The sequence below is a fragment of the Pseudomonas sp. FW305-3-2-15-C-LB1 genome (assembly GCF_058787615.1).
Genome location: NZ_JBYSZX010000008.1, coordinates 230366 through 245894 on the forward strand (window position 1 = coordinate 230366; position 15529 = coordinate 245894).

The following is a 15529-nucleotide window of genomic DNA, read 5'->3' on the forward strand; positions in this document are numbered from 1 at the left end:
CAACCAAACATCAAGAAAGGCTACTCGAAAGAGTGGCCTTTTTTGTATCCGGTGAAAAAGTTCTTCTGAAACAATGGCATGGCATCTTTCATGAAACCGCGCGCCGTTTGTAGAGTCCATCTCATTGCAAGCTATGCTCAATGCTCAAGCGCTGCCCTCTACGACCAATGGCCGCAGTCGCCGCCCCCGGCGATACGCGTTAATATTTGTAATTATTTTGTCCATAGGGATTGGTAACTTGGCTGGATACCTCCATCCTGTCGCGCACAATCCACGAGGTGATTGATGCGCGCCAACTCGTCTGAAACACAAGACACTGTCACAGCAGAACAACCGATCACACCCACCCGCTTGCGTTGGCTGGATCTGGTGAGCAAGTATCGGCAGCCTATCGGGCTGGCCGTCACCTTATTGCTGTTTGCCATCGCTCTGATCGCCTGCCGCCACCTGCTGCTGGAGCTGGACCTCTACGCGCTCCACGACTCGATCCTGGAAGTGCCCAAGCCAGCCCTGCTCGGTGCGTTTGCCGCAGCCGTCGCCGGTTTTGTCATTCTATTAGGCTATGAGTTCTCCGGCGCCCGCTATGCCGGCGTGAACCTGCCCGCCAAGACCCTGGCCCTCGGTGGTTTCACCGCCTTCGCGATTGGCAATGCCATTGGTCTGTCGATGCTTTCCGGCGGATCGGTGCGCTACCGTTTATATGCACGCCATGGCATCGGTGCATCCGAAGTCGCCCATATGACCGTGTTCGCCAGCCTGGCGCTGGGCACTGCCCTGCCGCCACTGGCAGCATTGGCAACACTGAGCAACCTGCCCGCCGCATCAACCTACCTGCATTTGCCACAAGCGGTGCTGGGCGGTATTGCTGGCGCGGTGCTGCTGTTGTCGGCGGTGTTGTGCATCGGCATTTATCGCCGTCGCCTGCCGGAGCAACCCTACCCGGACAACCTGTTGGTAAAAGCCGGCCGCCGCACCTTGCGCCTGCCGGGCCGTCGCCTGACCTTCCTGCAACTGATCATTACCGCACTGGACGTTGCCGCTGCCGCTACCGTCCTTTATATGCTGCTGCCGGAGGCGCCGCCCTTCGGCCCCTTCCTGCTCGTGTACCTGCTGGCGCTGGCCGCCGGTGTACTCAGCCATGTACCGGGCGGTGTGGGTGTATTCGAAGCGATCCTGCTGGCGGCGTTCGCCGACAAACTGGGCGCCGCGCCACTGGCCGCCGCCCTGCTGCTGTACCGCATGATCTACGTGGTGCTGCCTCTGCTGATCGCCTGCGTGTTCCTGCTGGTCAACGAAGCCCAGCGCCTGTTCCAGACCCAGCAAAGCCTGCGGGTCGCCTCGGGGCTGGCAGCGCCGGTACTGGCCGTCCTGGTTTTTTTGTCCGGCGTGGTCCTGCTGTTCTCTGGCGCCACGCCCGAAATCGACTCACGCCTGGAAAACATCGGCTTCCTGATTCCTCACCGCCTGATTGACGCCTCGCACTTTGGCGCCAGCCTGATCGGCGTGTTGTGCCTGCTGTTGGCCCAGGGCCTGCGTCGACGCCTGTCGGCCGCCTGGATGCTGACCATGGTGCTGCTGCTGGTGGGCGCCCTGCTCTCGCTGCTCAAAGGCTTCGACTGGGAAGAAGCCAGCCTGATGACCATGACCGCGATCCTGCTGGCGATCTTCCGACGCTCGTTCTATCGCGCCAGCCGCCTCACCGAGCTGCCCTTCTCGCCGCTGTACCTGGTGGCCAGTGTCTGCGTACTCGGGGCGTCGATCTGGCTGCTGCTGTTTGCTTACCAGGATGTCCCGTACAGCCATCAGCTGTGGTGGCAGTTCACCCTGGACGCCAACGCCCCACGTGGCCTGCGCTCGCTGCTGGGCGCCGCCGTGTTGCTGGTGATCGTGTCCCTGACCTGGCTGCTGCGTACTGCGCGCCCGGTGATCCATCTGCCGACACCCGATGAACTGGAGCGCGCCAGCAAGATCCTGATGGCCTCTTCCCAGCCTGACGGCGGCCTGGCGCTCACCGGCGACAAGGCGCTGCTGTTCCACCCCAATGATGAAGCTTTCCTCATGTACGCCCGTCGCGGCCGCAGCCTGGTAGCCTTGTACGACCCGATTGGCCCCACCCAGCCACGGGCCGAGATGATCTGGCAGTTCCGTGACCTGTGCGACATCCACCACGCCCGCCCGGTGTTCTACCAGGTGCGTGCGGAGAACCTGCCGTACTACATGGACATCGGCCTCACCGCGATCAAACTGGGCGAAGAAGCCCGTGTCGACCTGAAACGCTTTGACCTGGAAGCCAAGGGCAAAGAGATGAAGGACCTGCGTTACACCTGGAACCGTGGCTCGCGGGACGGCCTGTCCCTGGAGATCTGCGAACCGGGCACGGCGCCGATGGACGAACTCAAGGTGATCTCCGATGCCTGGCTGACCGGCAAGAACGTACGGGAAAAAGGCTTTTCCCTGGGACGCTTCAGCGACGACTACCTCAAGCACTTTCGCATTGCGATCATTCGCTTCGAAGGGCGCCCGGTAGCCTTCGCCAACCTGCTCGAGACCTACAACCATGACCTGGCCAGTCTCGACCTGATGCGCGCCCACCCAGACGCGCCCAAGCTGACCATGGAATTCATGATGGTCGGCCTGATTCAACATTATAAGAGTCACGGCTATGCCCGCTTCAGCCTCGGCATGGTGCCGTTGTCGGGCCTGCAACCACGACGTGGCGCCCCGTTGACCCAACGCCTGGGCTCGATGGTGTTCCGCCGTGGCGAGCAACTGTATAACTTCCAAGGTTTGCGCCGCTTCAAAGACAAGTTCCAGCCTGACTGGGAACCCCGTTACATGGCCGTGCCCGCAGGACTTGATCCGCTGGTGGCACTGGCCGATACCGCCGCCCTGATCGCGGGCGGCTTGACTGGATTGGTGAAACGCTGATGATTCGACGCTCCTGGCGGTATGTATTGGCCTTTGTAGTGCTGCTCGCCCTGGTCCTGGGTGGCGGCTATTGGTACTGGAACCGCCCTGCCCCTCAGCCGGTGCTGGAGCAACTGCCCCAGGCCGACGGTTCGGTCATGACCCGGGTGACCCCCAACGGCACGCCGAAAGCCCGCGTGGCCGTGGCCGTAATGGCCGATGAAACCCTGACCGACAGCCAGTTGATTGCCCTGAGCCAAGGCGGCAAGGCGCAGATTGTCCAGGTGGTCCTGCCCAAGGATGACTGCAAGCTACAGGAACAAGCGCTGCAAGGCGCCCTGGCCCAGCTCAAGGGCCCGGCGACACTGGTCAGCGGCATCGGCCCTGGCGCTGCCCTCGCCTGGCGCTGGCTGGCCACCCAGAACGACGACAAGGCCAACGCCATCTCCGTCGGCTTCGCCCTGGTGCAGGAAGGCTGCAAGGACCCACTGCCGAAGACAGCCGCCCACGGCAACTGGCTGGTGGCCTGGAACGACAACCCTGACGATGAAAGCGCCAGTTTCGTACGCGACACACCGCGCGCCACCACCAGCATCAGCGACTACGACATCCACTACCCGCAAGTACTGAACAACGAGCTGCGCAAGCAACTGGTGGGCTCGGACAATGGCGGCCTGGCAATACCGGTGGTTGAAGTACCGGCCGGCCAGGCCAAGGACACTGTCACCCTGTTCCTCTCCGGCGACGGCGGCTGGCGCGACCTCGACCGTGACGTGGCCGGTGAAATGGCCAAGATCGGTTATCCGGTGGTGGGCATCGACACTCTACGCTACTACTGGCAGCACAAGACCCCGGAACAAAGCGCCAAGGACCTCACCGAGCTGATGCAGCACTACCGTCAGAAGTGGGGCACCAAGCGCTTCGTACTGACCGGCTATTCGTTCGGTGCCGATGTACTGCCGGCCATCTACAACCGCCTGCCGGAAAACGAGCAGCAGCGTGTGGACGCAATCATCCTGCTGGCATTCGCACGCACTGGCAGCTTCGAGATTGAAGTGGAAGGCTGGCTGGGCAACGCAGGCAAAGAAGCGGCCACAGGCCCGGAAATGGCCAAACTGCCGGCTGACAAAGTGGTGTGCATCTACGGCGCCGAAGAAGTCGACGAGAGTGGCTGCACGGACAAGACGGCTGTAGGTGAAGCCATCAAGTTGCCAGGCGGGCATCACTTCGATGAGAACTACCCGGCGCTGGCCAAGCGGTTGGTGGATATCATCGTCAAACACCAAACCAAAACCGAATAAGCCCGAGCGTTACACAAATCAAAATGTGGGAGCGGGCTTGCCCCCTCCCACATTGGTTTTGTGGTGTTGGTGAGATCTAACGCGGCTCGATGTGCGCGATCATCAACTGCACGGTTTCATTCCCGCGAAACTCGTTCACATCCAGCTTGTAGGCCAATTCCACCCAACGCACCGTCGGGTTCGGCCAGACCTCACGGTCCACGCCAAATGCAATGCCATCCAGCTTCACCGACCCGCACTCGCTCTTGAGCACGACCTTCAGGTGCCGCTCCCCCACTACGCGCTGCTCCACCAACTGAAACACGCCATGGAACAACGGCTCAGGGAAGTGCTGCCCCCACGGCCCGGCATGCCGTAGCGCACGGGCCAGTTCCAGGTGAAACTCTTCCACTGCCAGGGTGCCATCAGACAGCAGGCGCCCGGTCAGGTCTTCTTCGCGCAGTTGCCGACGCACTTCGGCATCGAAGGCTTCGGCGAACAGCGGGAAGTTTTCCTCGGGCAATGTCAGCCCTGCCGCCATGGCGTGACCGCCGTACTTGCTGATCAGGTTCGGATGCTGGCTGGCGACCACCGCCAGGGCATCACGGATATGAAAACCCTGCACAGAGCGCCCAGAGCCCTTGAGCAAACCGTCGCCAGCGTCGGCGAAGGCAATGGTTGGGCGGAAATAGCGCTCTTTCATGCGCGACGCCAGAATCCCGATCACACCTTGGTGCCATTCCGGGTCGAACAGGCACAAACCGTAGGGCATCGACTCCACCGGCAAGTCCTTGAGCTGGGCCAGGGCTTCGCGCTGCATGCCTTGCTCGATGGATTTGCGGTCCTGGTTCATGCCGTCCAGTTGCGCGGCCATTTCACGGGCCGCGGCCACGTCGGTGGTGAGCAGGCACTCGATGCCCAGGCTCATGTCGTCCAAGCGTCCGGCTGCGTTCAAACGCGGCCCGAGGATGAACCCCAGGTCGGTGGAGGTGATACGCGCGGCATCGCGCTTGGCCACTTCCAGGATCGCCTTGATCCCCGGCCGTGCACGACCGGCGCGGATACGTTCCAGCCCCTGATGCACCAGGATGCGGTTGTTGGCGTCCAGGGGCACCACGTCGGCGACGCTGCCCAGGGCGACCAGGTCGAGCAGTTCGCCGATATTCGGTTGTGGCTTGTTTTCGTACCAACCCAAGCTGCGCAGGCGCGCACGCAAGGCCATCAACACGTAGAAGATCACCCCCACGCCGGCCAGCGCCTTGCTGGGGAACTCACAGCCGGGCTGGTTCGGGTTGACGATAGCGTCCGCCGCCGGCAACTCGTCGCCGGGCAAGTGGTGGTCGGTCACCAGCACCTGCAACCCCGCCGCTTTCGCCGCCGCCACGCCTTCGACGCTGGAGATGCCGTTGTCCACGGTAATCAGCAACTGCGGCTCGCGCTGCAGGGCCACCGCGACGATTTCCGGGGTCAGGCCATAGCCGTATTCGAAACGGTTGGGCACCAGGTAATCGACATGGGCCGCACCGAGCAGGCGCAGGCCCAAGGTGCCCACGGTGCTGGCGGTGGCGCCGTCGGCGTCGAAGTCACCGACAATGAGGATGCGCTGGCGTTGCTCCAACGCCGTCACCAACAGGTCCACCGCCGCGTCGATGCCCTTGAGTTGCTGATAGGGAATCAACCGCGCCAGGCTTTTATCCAGCTCGGCCTCGGATTGCACGCCGCGCGCAGCATAGAGGCGGGTCAACAGCGGTGGCAATTCACCGAGAAACGGCAGGACGGCAGGCAACGGGCGGGGATCGATACGCATGGGGTGACGAAAACTTCTCTTCTGATACGGAAATAAAACAGGTGACCGGCGGCGACTCAATCAACCGCGTTCGCCGACCAACCACTGCAACTGCACTTCGTGCTGGCCGCGGTCGTCGGTGACGAAGATCGTGCCTTCGCTGATCATTACATCCCACTTGATCACGCGGGGCATGTCTTTGGCCAGAGTCTCCAGGACTTCCTGCGGCACAGCGGCGATGTGTACGTTTTTCAGGTTGTTTGCCACCGGCACCACCTTGCCTTCCCACACACGCAGGCTGCCATAGGCCAGCAGGCTGGTGCGTTCGGTACGGCGCGAGCACCAGGTGAGGCGGTCGGCATCGGGCTGGCCGACTTCGATCCAGTGCAACACCCGATCATCCAGGCTTTTTTCCCACAGGGCTGGTTCGTCGACATCTGACAGGCCACGCCCGAACGACAACTGCTCGTTGTACCAGAGTGCGTAGGCCAGCAGACGCACGGTCATGCGCTCTTCGGTTTCCGACGGGTGGCGGGCGATGGTCTGTTTGACGCTCTCATACACCGAGCGGTCGAGGTCGGTGAGGTTGAGTTCGAATTTGTAGGTCGTGGACGGCTGGGCCATGAACGGGCTTCTAGAGACAGGGAAAGGCGGCCAGTCTAACCGATGACGAGGCCAATCAACGAATCCTGCGCTGCCCTGGGCTGCTCGCCTATGTTAAAAGGCATCACACCACCGCCCTGCGCAGACAAGGATCCTCATGTCGTTCAATGCCAAACCACTTGCCGGCCTGAAAGTCATCGAACTCGGCACCCTGATCGCTGGCCCGTTCGCCTCACGAATCTGCGCGGAGTTCGGCGCCGAGGTGATCAAGGTCGAATCGCCGGACGGCGGCGACCCGCTGCGCAAATGGCGCAAGCTGTACGAGGGCACGTCGCTGTGGTGGTTCGTGCAGGCGCGCAACAAGCAGTCGCTGACGCTGAACCTCAAGCACCCGGACGGCCTGGCCATTCTCAAACAACTGTTGGCGGACGCCGACATCCTGATCGAAAACTTCCGCCCCGGCGTGCTGGAAAAGCTCGGCCTGAGTTGGGAGACCCTGCACGCGCTGAATCCAAAGCTGGTGATGGTACGTCTCTCCGGCTTCGGCCAGACCGGACCGATGAAAGACCAACCCGGGTTTGGTGCAGTCGGCGAGTCCATGGGCGGCCTGCGCTACATCACCGGTTTCGAAGACCGCCCGCCGGTGCGCACCGGCATTTCCATTGGCGATTCGATTGCCGCATTGTGGGCAGTGATCGGCGCGCTGATGGCGCTGCGTCATCGCGAGGTCAACGGTGGCTTGGGCCAGGTGGTGGATGTGGCACTGTACGAAGCCATCTTCGCCATGATGGAAAGCATGATCCCCGAGTTCGACGTGTTCGGCTTTATTCGCGAACGCACCGGCAACATCATGCCCGGCATTACGCCCTCCTCCATCCACACCAGCGCCGACGGCAAGCATGTACAGATCGGCGCCAACGGTGATGCGATCTTCAAGCGTTTCATGTCGGCCATTGGCCGTGAGGACTTGGCCAACGATCCGGTGCTGGCCAGCAACGACGGGCGTGATAGCCGCCGTGACGAGCTGTATGGAGTGATAGATCGCTGGGTGAATTCGCTGCCGCTGGACCAGGTGGTCGACCTGTTGAACAAAGCCGAGGTGCCTGCCAGCCGGATCTACAGCGCCGAGGACATGTTGGGCGACCCGCAATTCCTCGCCAGGGAGATGTTCCTCAAGGCCCGGCTTCCCGGCGGCAAGGAATTCAAGATGCCGGGCATCGTGCCCAAGCTGTCGGACACGCCGGGCAGTTGCGAATGGGTGGGACCGCAACTGGGTGAACATAACAGCGTAGTGCTCGCTGGCCTGGGCTACGACGCGGCCGCCATTGTGCGCTTGCGCGAGGAAGGCGCGATCTGATGTCCCATTCCGCCAGGCTTTGGCACCAGATGCCCTGTGCCAGATGACTTGCCTGACAAATCGCAGGCAAAAAGAAACCCCAAAGCGTGGGGAGACACTTTGGGGTTAAACGTGGCCTACAAAGACCAGTACAGCAAGGCACAAACACCGGAGCACAATGTTTGCTCTTGCTGTTACAAAGTCTGACCGGCCGCACTGTAGGAAGTTTCCACAGTTAAACAATTCTTCATGCGGCGGTGGCGTTGCGAGTCAGGGCTGCGTTGCGCAAGGCCGCGATGACCGAAGGCTCCAGACGTCCTTCGGCAATTTTGATGTCACGCAGCAGGCAGTCCACCACATCCACCAGTACGCGCTTGTCCATCAATTGGGCGCGGTCGACGTCACGCTCGACCACGATGGCGCCAGCAGGATTCTTCACGGTTACCAGGCACTCGTCCTGCGCACCAGAGGTGGTCAGCGTAACCTGATAAGGGCTCAGTGCTTCTTCGAGCAATAGGCTGATACTTTCCATCTCGATCACCACTCAATAGTTCGGGAACAATCGTTTCAACGGGAGCTGCATCTATCCTAAGTGACTGTTTGTGACGTAGGAAAGTTCGCTTTATCGTCTTTATGGGGCCGTCAGGGGGTGACGGATTCCAGCATGCGCTTGCAACATGACAACCTAAAAACGACGGCACATAACTGCTTACGCACTGGCAAGTCGTTTTGGGTTTTGCCCAAGGGTCAGATCAGAGGTGGATCCTTTACTCGGTGAGCGCTGGTGACGCTGCCAAGCAGATAAAAGCGCATGTCAGAAGGCCCTTACTGTGAAGGATGAAGACGATGCTGGAACACGACAAAGAGCAAGCTGCGCTAGAGAAGATTCACGCCGACATATCACGCATTTATGCGGAGCAACGCAAACTCGCTGCCGAGACCCACAAGATAACCCGTGAGAATTTCTGGTATCCATTGGGTGTCGTCATGGCCATGTTTACGGCGTTCAGCACTGTCTTGGCCATCGTGCAGAAACTACTCACGTAGCCGCGCATACCAAGCGGGGCCTGCCATAAACGAAAAACGCCGCTGACCCAGGGAAGGGCAAGCGGCGTTTTTGTCTACGCGGTGTGCCTTACAACGGCTTACCCCGGTTGCCATGCTGGCTCACAAACGCCTGCACGGCCGTCAGGTCATTAGCCAACACCGTGCAACGCTCTTCACGCTCGAACAGGTCGGCCAGGTGCACTGGCAACTCCAGCGCCTTGCCAACACCGGCCTTCTCCACCGCTTCCGGGAATTTGACCGGGTGGGCAGTGCCCAGGATGACCATCGGGATATCCAGGCTGCGACGGCATTCACGGGCGGCCTTCACACCGATGGCGGTGTGCGGGTCGAGCAGCTCGCCGGACTGGGCATAGACGTCTGCAATGGTTTCGCAGGTCTGCGCGTCGTCCACGGCCAGGGAGTCGAACAGCTTGCGGGTTTCGGTCCAGCGCTCTTCATCCACACTGAAACCGCCGCCGCGCTTGAAGGTGTCCATCAAGCCAGCAATCGCCGCACCGTTGCGGCCGTGCATGTCGAACAGCAGGCGTTCGAAGTTGGACGAGACCATGATGTCCATGGACGGCGACAGGGTCGCGTGCAGGGTTTCCTTGACGTACTGGTTGCCGCTCATGAAGCGGTGCAGGATGTCGTTGCGGTTGGTAGCGACGATCAACTGGTTGATCGGCAGGCCCATGTTGCGCGCCAGGTAACCGGCGAAAATGTCGCCGAAGTTGCCGGTCGGCACCGAGAAAGACACTGAACGTGCCGGGCCGCCCAACTGCAGCGAGGCGTGGAAGTAGTAGACGATCTGGGCCATGATCCGCGCCCAGTTGATCGAGTTCACCGCCACCAGGCGCGTGCCTTTCAGGAAGCTCTGGTCGGCGAAGCTGTTCTTGACCATTTCCTGGCAGTCATCGAAGTTGCCTTCGATGGCGATGTTATGGATGTTCTCGCCAAAGATGGTGGTCATCTGGCGACGCTGCACTTCCGACACGCGCTTGTGCGGGTGCAGGATGAAGATGTCGACGTTTTCGCAGTGCTTGCAGCCTTCGATGGCCGCCGAACCGGTATCACCGGAGGTGGCGCCGATGATCACCACGCGCTCGCCGCGCTTCTCCAGCACATAATCCAGCAGACGACCCAGCAGTTGCAGGGCGAAGTCCTTGAACGCCAGGGTCGGGCCGTGGAACAACTCCAGGACCCATTCGTTGCCGTTCAGTTGGCGCAGCGGTGCAATGGCGTTGTGGGAAAACACGCCGTAGGTTTCTTCGAGGATCTTCTTGAAATCGGCGTCCGGAATGCTGCCGGTGACGAACGGGCGCATCACGCGGAACGCCAGTTCGTGGTATGGCAGGCCAGCCCAGGATGCGATTTCCTCTTGGGTGAAACGTGGCAGGTTTTCCGGCACGTACAGGCCGCCGTCCGTGGCAAGGCCTGCCAGCAGGACGTCTTCGAAATTCAGGGCCGGTGCCTGGCCGCGGGTGCTGATATAACGCATGACTGGCTCCTCTAGAGCATTCTTGAACAAGGGCCGCCGAACCTGCGGGGCCCTTGCCGCAAAACCATTAGTTCAGGTGTTCGACGCGGATCCGCACCACCGGCCCGACCACGCCTTGCAGGGCTTCCAGGGCGGCGATGGCATCGTTGATATGCTGTTCGAGCACGCGATGGGTGAGCAAGATCATCGGCACCTGGCCGTTTTGCTCCTCGACTTCCTTCTGCATGATCGACTCGATGTTGATACCGCGCTCAGACAGGATGCTCGCCACCTGGGCCAGTACGCCCGGGTGATCCTGGGCCTGGATGCGCAGGTAGTAGGCGCTTTCGCAGGCTTCGATCGGCAGGATCGGGTGGGCCGACAGCGAATCCGGCTGGAAGGCCAGGTGCGGCACACGGTTTTCCGGGTCGCTGGTCATGGCGCGGACCACGTCCACCAGGTCGGCGATCACCGACGAAGCGGTGGGTTCCATGCCGGCACCGGCGCCGTAGAACAGGGTCGAACCGGCCGCATCACCGTTGACCATTACGGCGTTCATCACGCCATTGACGTTGGCGATCAGGCGGTCGGCCGGGATCAGCGTCGGGTGTACCCGCAGTTCGATACCGGCCGGGGTGCTGCGCGCCACGCCCAGGTGCTTGATGCGGTAACCCAGGGCTTCGGCGTAGTTCACATCGGCGGTGGTCAGCTTGGTGATGCCTTCGGTGTAGGCCTTGTCGAACTGCAGCGGAATACCAAAGGCGATGGACGCCAGGATGGTCAGCTTGTGCGCGGCGTCGATACCTTCCACGTCGAAGGTCGGGTCGGCTTCGGCGTAACCCAGGGCCTGGGCTTCGGCGAGGACGTCTTCGAAGGTCCGGCCCTTCTCGCGCATTTCGGTGAGGATGAAGTTGCCGGTGCCGTTGATGATGCCGGCCACCCAGTTGATGCGGTTGGCGGACAGGCCTTCACGGATCGCCTTGATCACCGGAATGCCACCAGCCACCGCAGCCTCGAACGCCACGATCACGCCCTTCTCACGAGCCTTGGCGAAGATTTCGTTGCCGTGCACCGCGATCAGTGCCTTGTTGGCAGTGACCACATGCTTGCCGTTTTCGATGGCCTTGAGCACCAACTCGCGGGCCACGGTATACCCGCCCACCAGTTCGATCACGATATCGATTTCAGGGTTGGTGGCAACGGCGAAGACATCGTTGGTCATCGCAATACCGGTCGTTTCGAACTGAGGCTTTGGCGAACGCGTGGCAATTTGTGCCACTTCAATTCCACGCCCTGCACGGCGGGAAATCTCTTCAGCGTTACGCTGAAGTACGTTGAAGGTGCCGCCACCGACGGTCCCTAACCCACAGATGCCTACTTTGACCGGTTTCACTGAAGAACTCCCCATGAAACGGCCGACACGAGGTCGGCCGTGGAAAACAGCCGCACGACTGCGGCTTTCAAATTAGTGGCCTGTCGACTTATCCACAGGCCATGATCGTCAAAGGTTCGACGATGCTGGTTTATTTGGCACTCAGCGCCAGTTTCGCAACTTGTGGTGCCGGCTGGTAGCCCGGAATCACTTGGCCGTCAGCCAAAACGATGGCCGGTGTGCCGTTGACGCCGATGGACTGGCCCAGGGCGAACTGCTTGGAGACCGGGTTGGCGCATTTGGCAGCCTTGATTTCCTTGCCGTCGACCATCTTGTCCATGGCCGCTTTTTTGTCGGCCGAACACCATACGGCTTGCAACTGTTCGTCACCCGGCGAACCCAGGCCCTGGCGCGGGAACGCTACGTAGCGTACTTCCACGCCCAGCTTGTTCAGCGCAGGCACTTCGGCGTGCAGCTTGTGGCAATACGGGCAGGTGGTGTCGGTGAACACGGTGATGTGGGTCTTGGTCTCACCGATAGCCGGGTACACCACGGTCTCGGCCACTGGAATGCCATTGATCAGCTTGGAAACACCCAGGCGTTCGGCTTTTTCAGTCAGGTTGACCGGCTTGCCGTCCTTCAACTGGAACAGGTAGCCCTGGACGATGTACTGGCCATCGGCACTGGCATACAGCACGCGGCTGCCCTTGAGCTTGACTTCGTACAGGCCGGCCATCGGGCTGGCGCTGATGCTCTCGATCGGGGTGTCGAGTTGCAGGTTGGCCAGGCTCTTGCGGATGGTCTGCTCGGCAGCGTCATCGGCGAAGGCAAAGGTGGAAACCAACGCAATGGCTGCGGCGGCAATAATCTGGGTCAAGCGCATGGGAACTCCTGAAGGCAGATGCAGGGACGCACAGTGACACTGCCTGGAAACACAGGTCTGGGTCGTCCCCTTTGCTAACCGGCAAAGCCTACCACAGTTGGGCCGCAGGGCAGCCCGCGGCCGGATAAATTGGACGTTTTCAGCCTCGCGGGTGGTGCTTGGCGTGCATATCCTGCAAACGCGCGCGCGCCACGTGGGTGTAGATCTGGGTGGTGGATAAGTCGCTGTGGCCGAGCAGCATCTGCACCACACGCAAATCCGCACCGTGGTTGAGCAAATGCGTGGCGAATGCATGGCGCAGTGTGTGCGGCGACAGCGCCTTGCCGATCCCGGCGACCTTGGCCTGGTGCTTGATGCGGTGCCAGAAGGTCTGGCGAGTCATCTGTTCGCCACGCAGGCTGGGGAACAGCACATCGCTTGGGCGCCCACCGAGCAGTTCGCCTCGAGCATCGCGCATGTAGCGCTCGACCCACACAATCGCCTCCTCGCCCATCGGCACCAGCCGTTCCTTGCTGCCCTTGCCCATTACCCGCAACACGCCCTGGCGCAGGTTGACCTGCTCCAGCGTCAGGCTGATCAGCTCGGTCACCCGCAGGCCACAAGCGTAGAGCACTTCGAGCATGGCGCGGTCACGCTGACCGATGGCTTCGCTGAGGTCGGGGGCGGCGAGCAACGCCTCCACGTCGGCTTCCGACAGGGATTTGGGCAATGGCCTGCCAAGTTGTGGCATATCGACTTGCAGGGTGGGGTCGATGGCGATCAGCTTTTCCCGCAGCAGATAGCGATAAAAACCACGCACACCAGAGAGGAATCGCGCAGTGGAACGTGGCTTGTAGTTCTGCTCCAGACGCCAGGCCAAGTGGTCGAGGATCAGCTCGCGGCCGGCGTTGATCAGTTCGAGGTTTTTCTCCTGCAACCAGCCATTGAACAGCGCCAGGTCGCTGCGGTAGGCCTGACGGGTGTTGTCCGACAGGCCTTTTTCCAGCCACAGGGCGTCGAGGAAACGGTCGATCAGGGGGTGGTCAATGGCAGGCATAGGGGCTCGAACAGAAAAGTGGGAGAGGCTGCTGGCATCCTATCTCGGACCTCAAATCGCAGGCACAAAAAAGCAGCCCGTAGGCTGCTTTTTTCTGCATCGGAAAGCTGGACTTAAGCCAGTTTTTCCTTGATGCGAGCTGCTTTACCGGACAGGTCACGCAGGTAGTACAGCTTGGCTTTACGTACGTCACCGCGACGCTTGACGGCCATGCTGTCGATTTGCGGGCTGTAGGTCTGGAAAGTACGCTCTACGCCAACACCGTTGGAGATTTTACGAACAGTGAAAGCACTGTTCACACCACGGTTACGCTTGGCGATTACCACGCCTTCGAACGCTTGCAGACGCGAACGGTCGCCTTCCTTCACTTTCACCTGAACGACAATGGTGTCGCCCGGGGCAAAGGTAGGGATCTCTTTGGTCATCTGCTCTGCTTCGAGTGCAAGGATGATTTTGTTAGTCATGCTGTGCTCCTAAGGTAAGTCAATGGACCTACCATCGATACGTTGTTAACTATCGTCCCGCGCGAGGATGTATTCCTCGAGCAGCTTCTTCTCTTCTCCAGAAAGCGAGCGGCTTTCCAGAAGATCGGCGCGTCGTTCATAGGTCCGACCAAGGGACTGCTGTAAACGCCAACGCCGGATGTGTGCGTGATTGCCACTTAGCAATACGTCGGGAACACGCTGATCCGCATACACCTCCGGTCGGGTGTAGTGCGGGCAATCCAGCAAACCATCCGTGAAGGAATCTTCCTCCGCAGAGTCCACATGCCCTAAAGCTCCAGGCAGCAGTCGTGTAACCGCATCTATCAGGACCATCGCCGGCAGCTCGCCACCGGACAGGACATAGTCCCCAATCGACCACTCTTCATCGACATGAGCTTCAATAAAACGCTCGTCAATGCCTTCATAGCGACCGGCAATCAGGATCAGTGCTTCCTCATTCGCCAGTTCGCGGACCCCAGCCTGTTTCAGCTGACGGCCTTGAGGGGACAGGTAAATCACCTTCGCCTTCTCCCCGGCGGCGGCCTTGGCCTGAACCAATGCGTCTTCCAGGGGCTTGATCTTCATCACCATGCCCGGGCCACCGCCAAATGGGCGATCGTCCACAGTGTGATGTCGATCCGTCGTGTAGTCTCGCGGGTTCCAACAGGTGAGCTGCAACAGCCCCTGTTTCACCGCCCGACTGGTGATGCCGTACTCGCTGATGGCGGAAAACATCTCGGGAAACAAACTGATCACTTCAATGCGCAAATTAGCCACGCTTAGAAGTCCGCGTCCCATTCCACCTTCATCTCGCCCGCTGCCAGGTCGACGGCCAACACACATTGCTCGGTATACGGCAACAGGCGTTCGCGATCATCCAGGCTGCCAGCGCAAGGCTTGACCACCATTACATCATTGGCGCCGGTTTCCAGAAGATGATCGATTTTCCCGAACAGTTGCCCGAGTTGATCAATAACCTTCAGACCTTCCAGCTGGTACCAGTAGTACTCGCCGTCGGTCAATTCAGGGAACAGGTTGCGCGGCACGCAGATCTCATAACCGGCCAGAAGACGAGCTTCTTCACGATCATCAAGACCCTTGAGCTTTGCGACCAGGAACTTGTCGCTCCCGCGTCCACTGACCAGCTCGACCTGGTTCACACTACCCTCGCGCTTGAGCGTCCAGGTTTTGTACTGCAACAGGTTTTCAGTCGGATCAGTAAAGGAATACACCTTCACTTCGCCGCGAACGCCATGAACCGAGTAAATCTTGCCGATAACGATCAAATCATCAGCAACAGCTGGCGTCGCGTTCATA

The 15529-nt window shown here is 60.5% G+C and carries 14 protein-coding genes; 4 read left to right on the top strand and 10 right to left on the bottom strand.

Annotated features, from left to right (window positions below; all coding sequences use genetic code 11):
• The first annotated feature begins 285 nt into the window (after positions 1-285).
• Complete coding sequence (gene mprF, locus AC3WP7_RS17915; RefSeq protein ID WP_071489293.1) at positions 286-2928, top strand: bifunctional lysylphosphatidylglycerol flippase/synthetase MprF; 2643 nt, start codon at positions 286-288, stop codon at positions 2926-2928.
• A complete protein-coding gene (locus tag AC3WP7_RS17920) occupies positions 2928-4208 on the top strand; it encodes a virulence factor family protein (RefSeq protein WP_071489292.1) in 1281 nt (426 codons plus the stop codon). Before mprF ends, AC3WP7_RS17920 begins: the two co-directional genes overlap by 1 nt.
• 76 nt (positions 4209-4284) lie before the next feature.
• Here AC3WP7_RS17920 and recJ read toward each other — a convergent pair whose 3' ends face one another.
• Together recJ and AC3WP7_RS17930 are read right to left on the bottom strand one after the other, a co-directional pair.
• The gene (gene recJ / locus AC3WP7_RS17925) at positions 4285-5994 is read right to left on the bottom strand and encodes a single-stranded-DNA-specific exonuclease RecJ (RefSeq protein ID WP_071489291.1); all 1710 of its coding nucleotides are present in this window, start codon (positions 5992-5994) and stop codon (positions 4285-4287) included.
• 60 nt (positions 5995-6054) lie between these two features.
• Positions 6055-6597, bottom strand: coding sequence for a YaeQ family protein (locus tag AC3WP7_RS17930; RefSeq protein WP_032858231.1), 543 nt, complete (start codon positions 6595-6597; stop codon positions 6055-6057).
• A 136-nt stretch (positions 6598-6733) separates the two neighbouring features.
• On the opposite strand from AC3WP7_RS17930, the gene AC3WP7_RS17935 reads away from it, so the two are divergent.
• Positions 6734-7933 carry a CaiB/BaiF CoA transferase family protein gene (locus AC3WP7_RS17935; protein WP_093513892.1) on the top strand — a complete coding sequence of 400 codons (1200 nt, stop codon included), beginning with the start codon at positions 6734-6736 and terminating at the stop codon, positions 7931-7933.
• 226 nt (positions 7934-8159) lie between these two features.
• Here the strand turns inward: AC3WP7_RS17935 and AC3WP7_RS17940 are convergent, their stop codons facing one another.
• The gene (locus AC3WP7_RS17940) at positions 8160-8444 is read right to left on the bottom strand and encodes a DUF3509 domain-containing protein (RefSeq protein WP_092246752.1); all 285 of its coding nucleotides are present in this window, start codon (positions 8442-8444) and stop codon (positions 8160-8162) included.
• Between the two features lie 314 nt (positions 8445-8758).
• Between AC3WP7_RS17940 and AC3WP7_RS17945 the strand changes: the two genes are divergently transcribed.
• Positions 8759-8959 carry a hypothetical protein gene (locus tag AC3WP7_RS17945; protein WP_092246749.1) on the top strand — a complete coding sequence of 67 codons (201 nt, stop codon included), beginning with the start codon at positions 8759-8761 and terminating at the stop codon, positions 8957-8959.
• A gap of 88 nt (positions 8960-9047) precedes the next feature.
• Here AC3WP7_RS17945 and thrC read toward each other — a convergent pair whose 3' ends face one another.
• The 7 genes from thrC to rimM all read right to left on the bottom strand — a co-directional run bounded on the left by thrC (position 9048) and on the right by rimM (position 15528).
• Entirely contained in the window at positions 9048-10457 is a 1410-nt protein-coding gene (gene thrC / locus AC3WP7_RS17950; protein WP_102591888.1) for a threonine synthase, read from the bottom strand.
• Between the two features lie 67 nt (positions 10458-10524).
• Positions 10525-11829: a homoserine dehydrogenase gene (locus AC3WP7_RS17955; RefSeq protein ID WP_071489287.1), complete on the bottom strand. Its 1305-nt coding sequence runs from the start codon at positions 11827-11829 to the stop codon at positions 10525-10527.
• Positions 11830-11959: 130 nt separating this feature from the next.
• Positions 11960-12691: a thioredoxin fold domain-containing protein gene (locus AC3WP7_RS17960; RefSeq protein WP_010207987.1), complete on the bottom strand. Its 732-nt coding sequence runs from the start codon at positions 12689-12691 to the stop codon at positions 11960-11962.
• Between the two features lie 139 nt (positions 12692-12830).
• The gene (gene xerD / locus AC3WP7_RS17965) at positions 12831-13727 is read right to left on the bottom strand and encodes a site-specific tyrosine recombinase XerD (RefSeq protein WP_092246741.1); all 897 of its coding nucleotides are present in this window, start codon (positions 13725-13727) and stop codon (positions 12831-12833) included.
• A 113-nt stretch (positions 13728-13840) separates the two neighbouring features.
• Positions 13841-14191, bottom strand: coding sequence for a 50S ribosomal protein L19 (gene rplS / locus AC3WP7_RS17970; protein ID WP_003175895.1), 351 nt, complete (start codon positions 14189-14191; stop codon positions 13841-13843).
• 45 nt (positions 14192-14236) lie between these two features.
• Complete coding sequence (gene trmD, locus AC3WP7_RS17975) at positions 14237-15010, bottom strand: tRNA (guanosine(37)-N1)-methyltransferase TrmD (protein WP_016971933.1); 774 nt, start codon at positions 15008-15010, stop codon at positions 14237-14239.
• Positions 14992-15528 carry a ribosome maturation factor RimM gene (gene rimM / locus AC3WP7_RS17980; protein WP_102591889.1) on the bottom strand — a complete coding sequence of 179 codons (537 nt, stop codon included), beginning with the start codon at positions 15526-15528 and terminating at the stop codon, positions 14992-14994. Before rimM ends, trmD begins: the two co-directional genes overlap by 19 nt.
• Position 15529 lies beyond the last annotated feature (1 nt).

Bases quoted from the DNA above. Each gene is read 5' to 3' on its own strand.
- AC3WP7_RS17920 (WP_071489292.1), top strand. From the start codon at position 2,928: ATGATTCGACGCTCCTGGCGGTATGTATTGGCCTTTGTAGTGCTGCTC.
- AC3WP7_RS17960 (WP_010207987.1), bottom strand. From the start codon at position 12,691: ATGCGCTTGACCCAGATTATTGCCGCCGCAGCCATTGCGTTGGTTTCC.
- AC3WP7_RS17930 (WP_032858231.1), bottom strand. From the start codon at position 6,597: ATGGCCCAGCCGTCCACGACCTACAAATTCGAACTCAACCTCACCGAC.
- mprF (WP_071489293.1), top strand. From the start codon at position 286: ATGCGCGCCAACTCGTCTGAAACACAAGACACTGTCACAGCAGAACAA.
- xerD (WP_092246741.1), bottom strand. From the start codon at position 13,727: ATGCCTGCCATTGACCACCCCCTGATCGACCGTTTCCTCGACGCCCTG.
- recJ (WP_071489291.1), bottom strand. From the start codon at position 5,994: ATGCGTATCGATCCCCGCCCGTTGCCTGCCGTCCTGCCGTTTCTCGGT.
- trmD (WP_016971933.1), bottom strand. From the start codon at position 15,010: ATGGGACGCGGACTTCTAAGCGTGGCTAATTTGCGCATTGAAGTGATC.
- AC3WP7_RS17935 (WP_093513892.1), top strand. From the start codon at position 6,734: ATGTCGTTCAATGCCAAACCACTTGCCGGCCTGAAAGTCATCGAACTC.
- rplS (WP_003175895.1), bottom strand. From the start codon at position 14,191: ATGACTAACAAAATCATCCTTGCACTCGAAGCAGAGCAGATGACCAAA.
- AC3WP7_RS17940 (WP_092246752.1), bottom strand. From the start codon at position 8,444: ATGGAAAGTATCAGCCTATTGCTCGAAGAAGCACTGAGCCCTTATCAG.
- AC3WP7_RS17945 (WP_092246749.1), top strand. From the start codon at position 8,759: ATGCTGGAACACGACAAAGAGCAAGCTGCGCTAGAGAAGATTCACGCC.
- thrC (WP_102591888.1), bottom strand. From the start codon at position 10,457: ATGCGTTATATCAGCACCCGCGGCCAGGCACCGGCCCTGAATTTCGAA.
- rimM (WP_102591889.1), bottom strand. From the start codon at position 15,528: ATGAACGCGACGCCAGCTGTTGCTGATGATTTGATCGTTATCGGCAAG.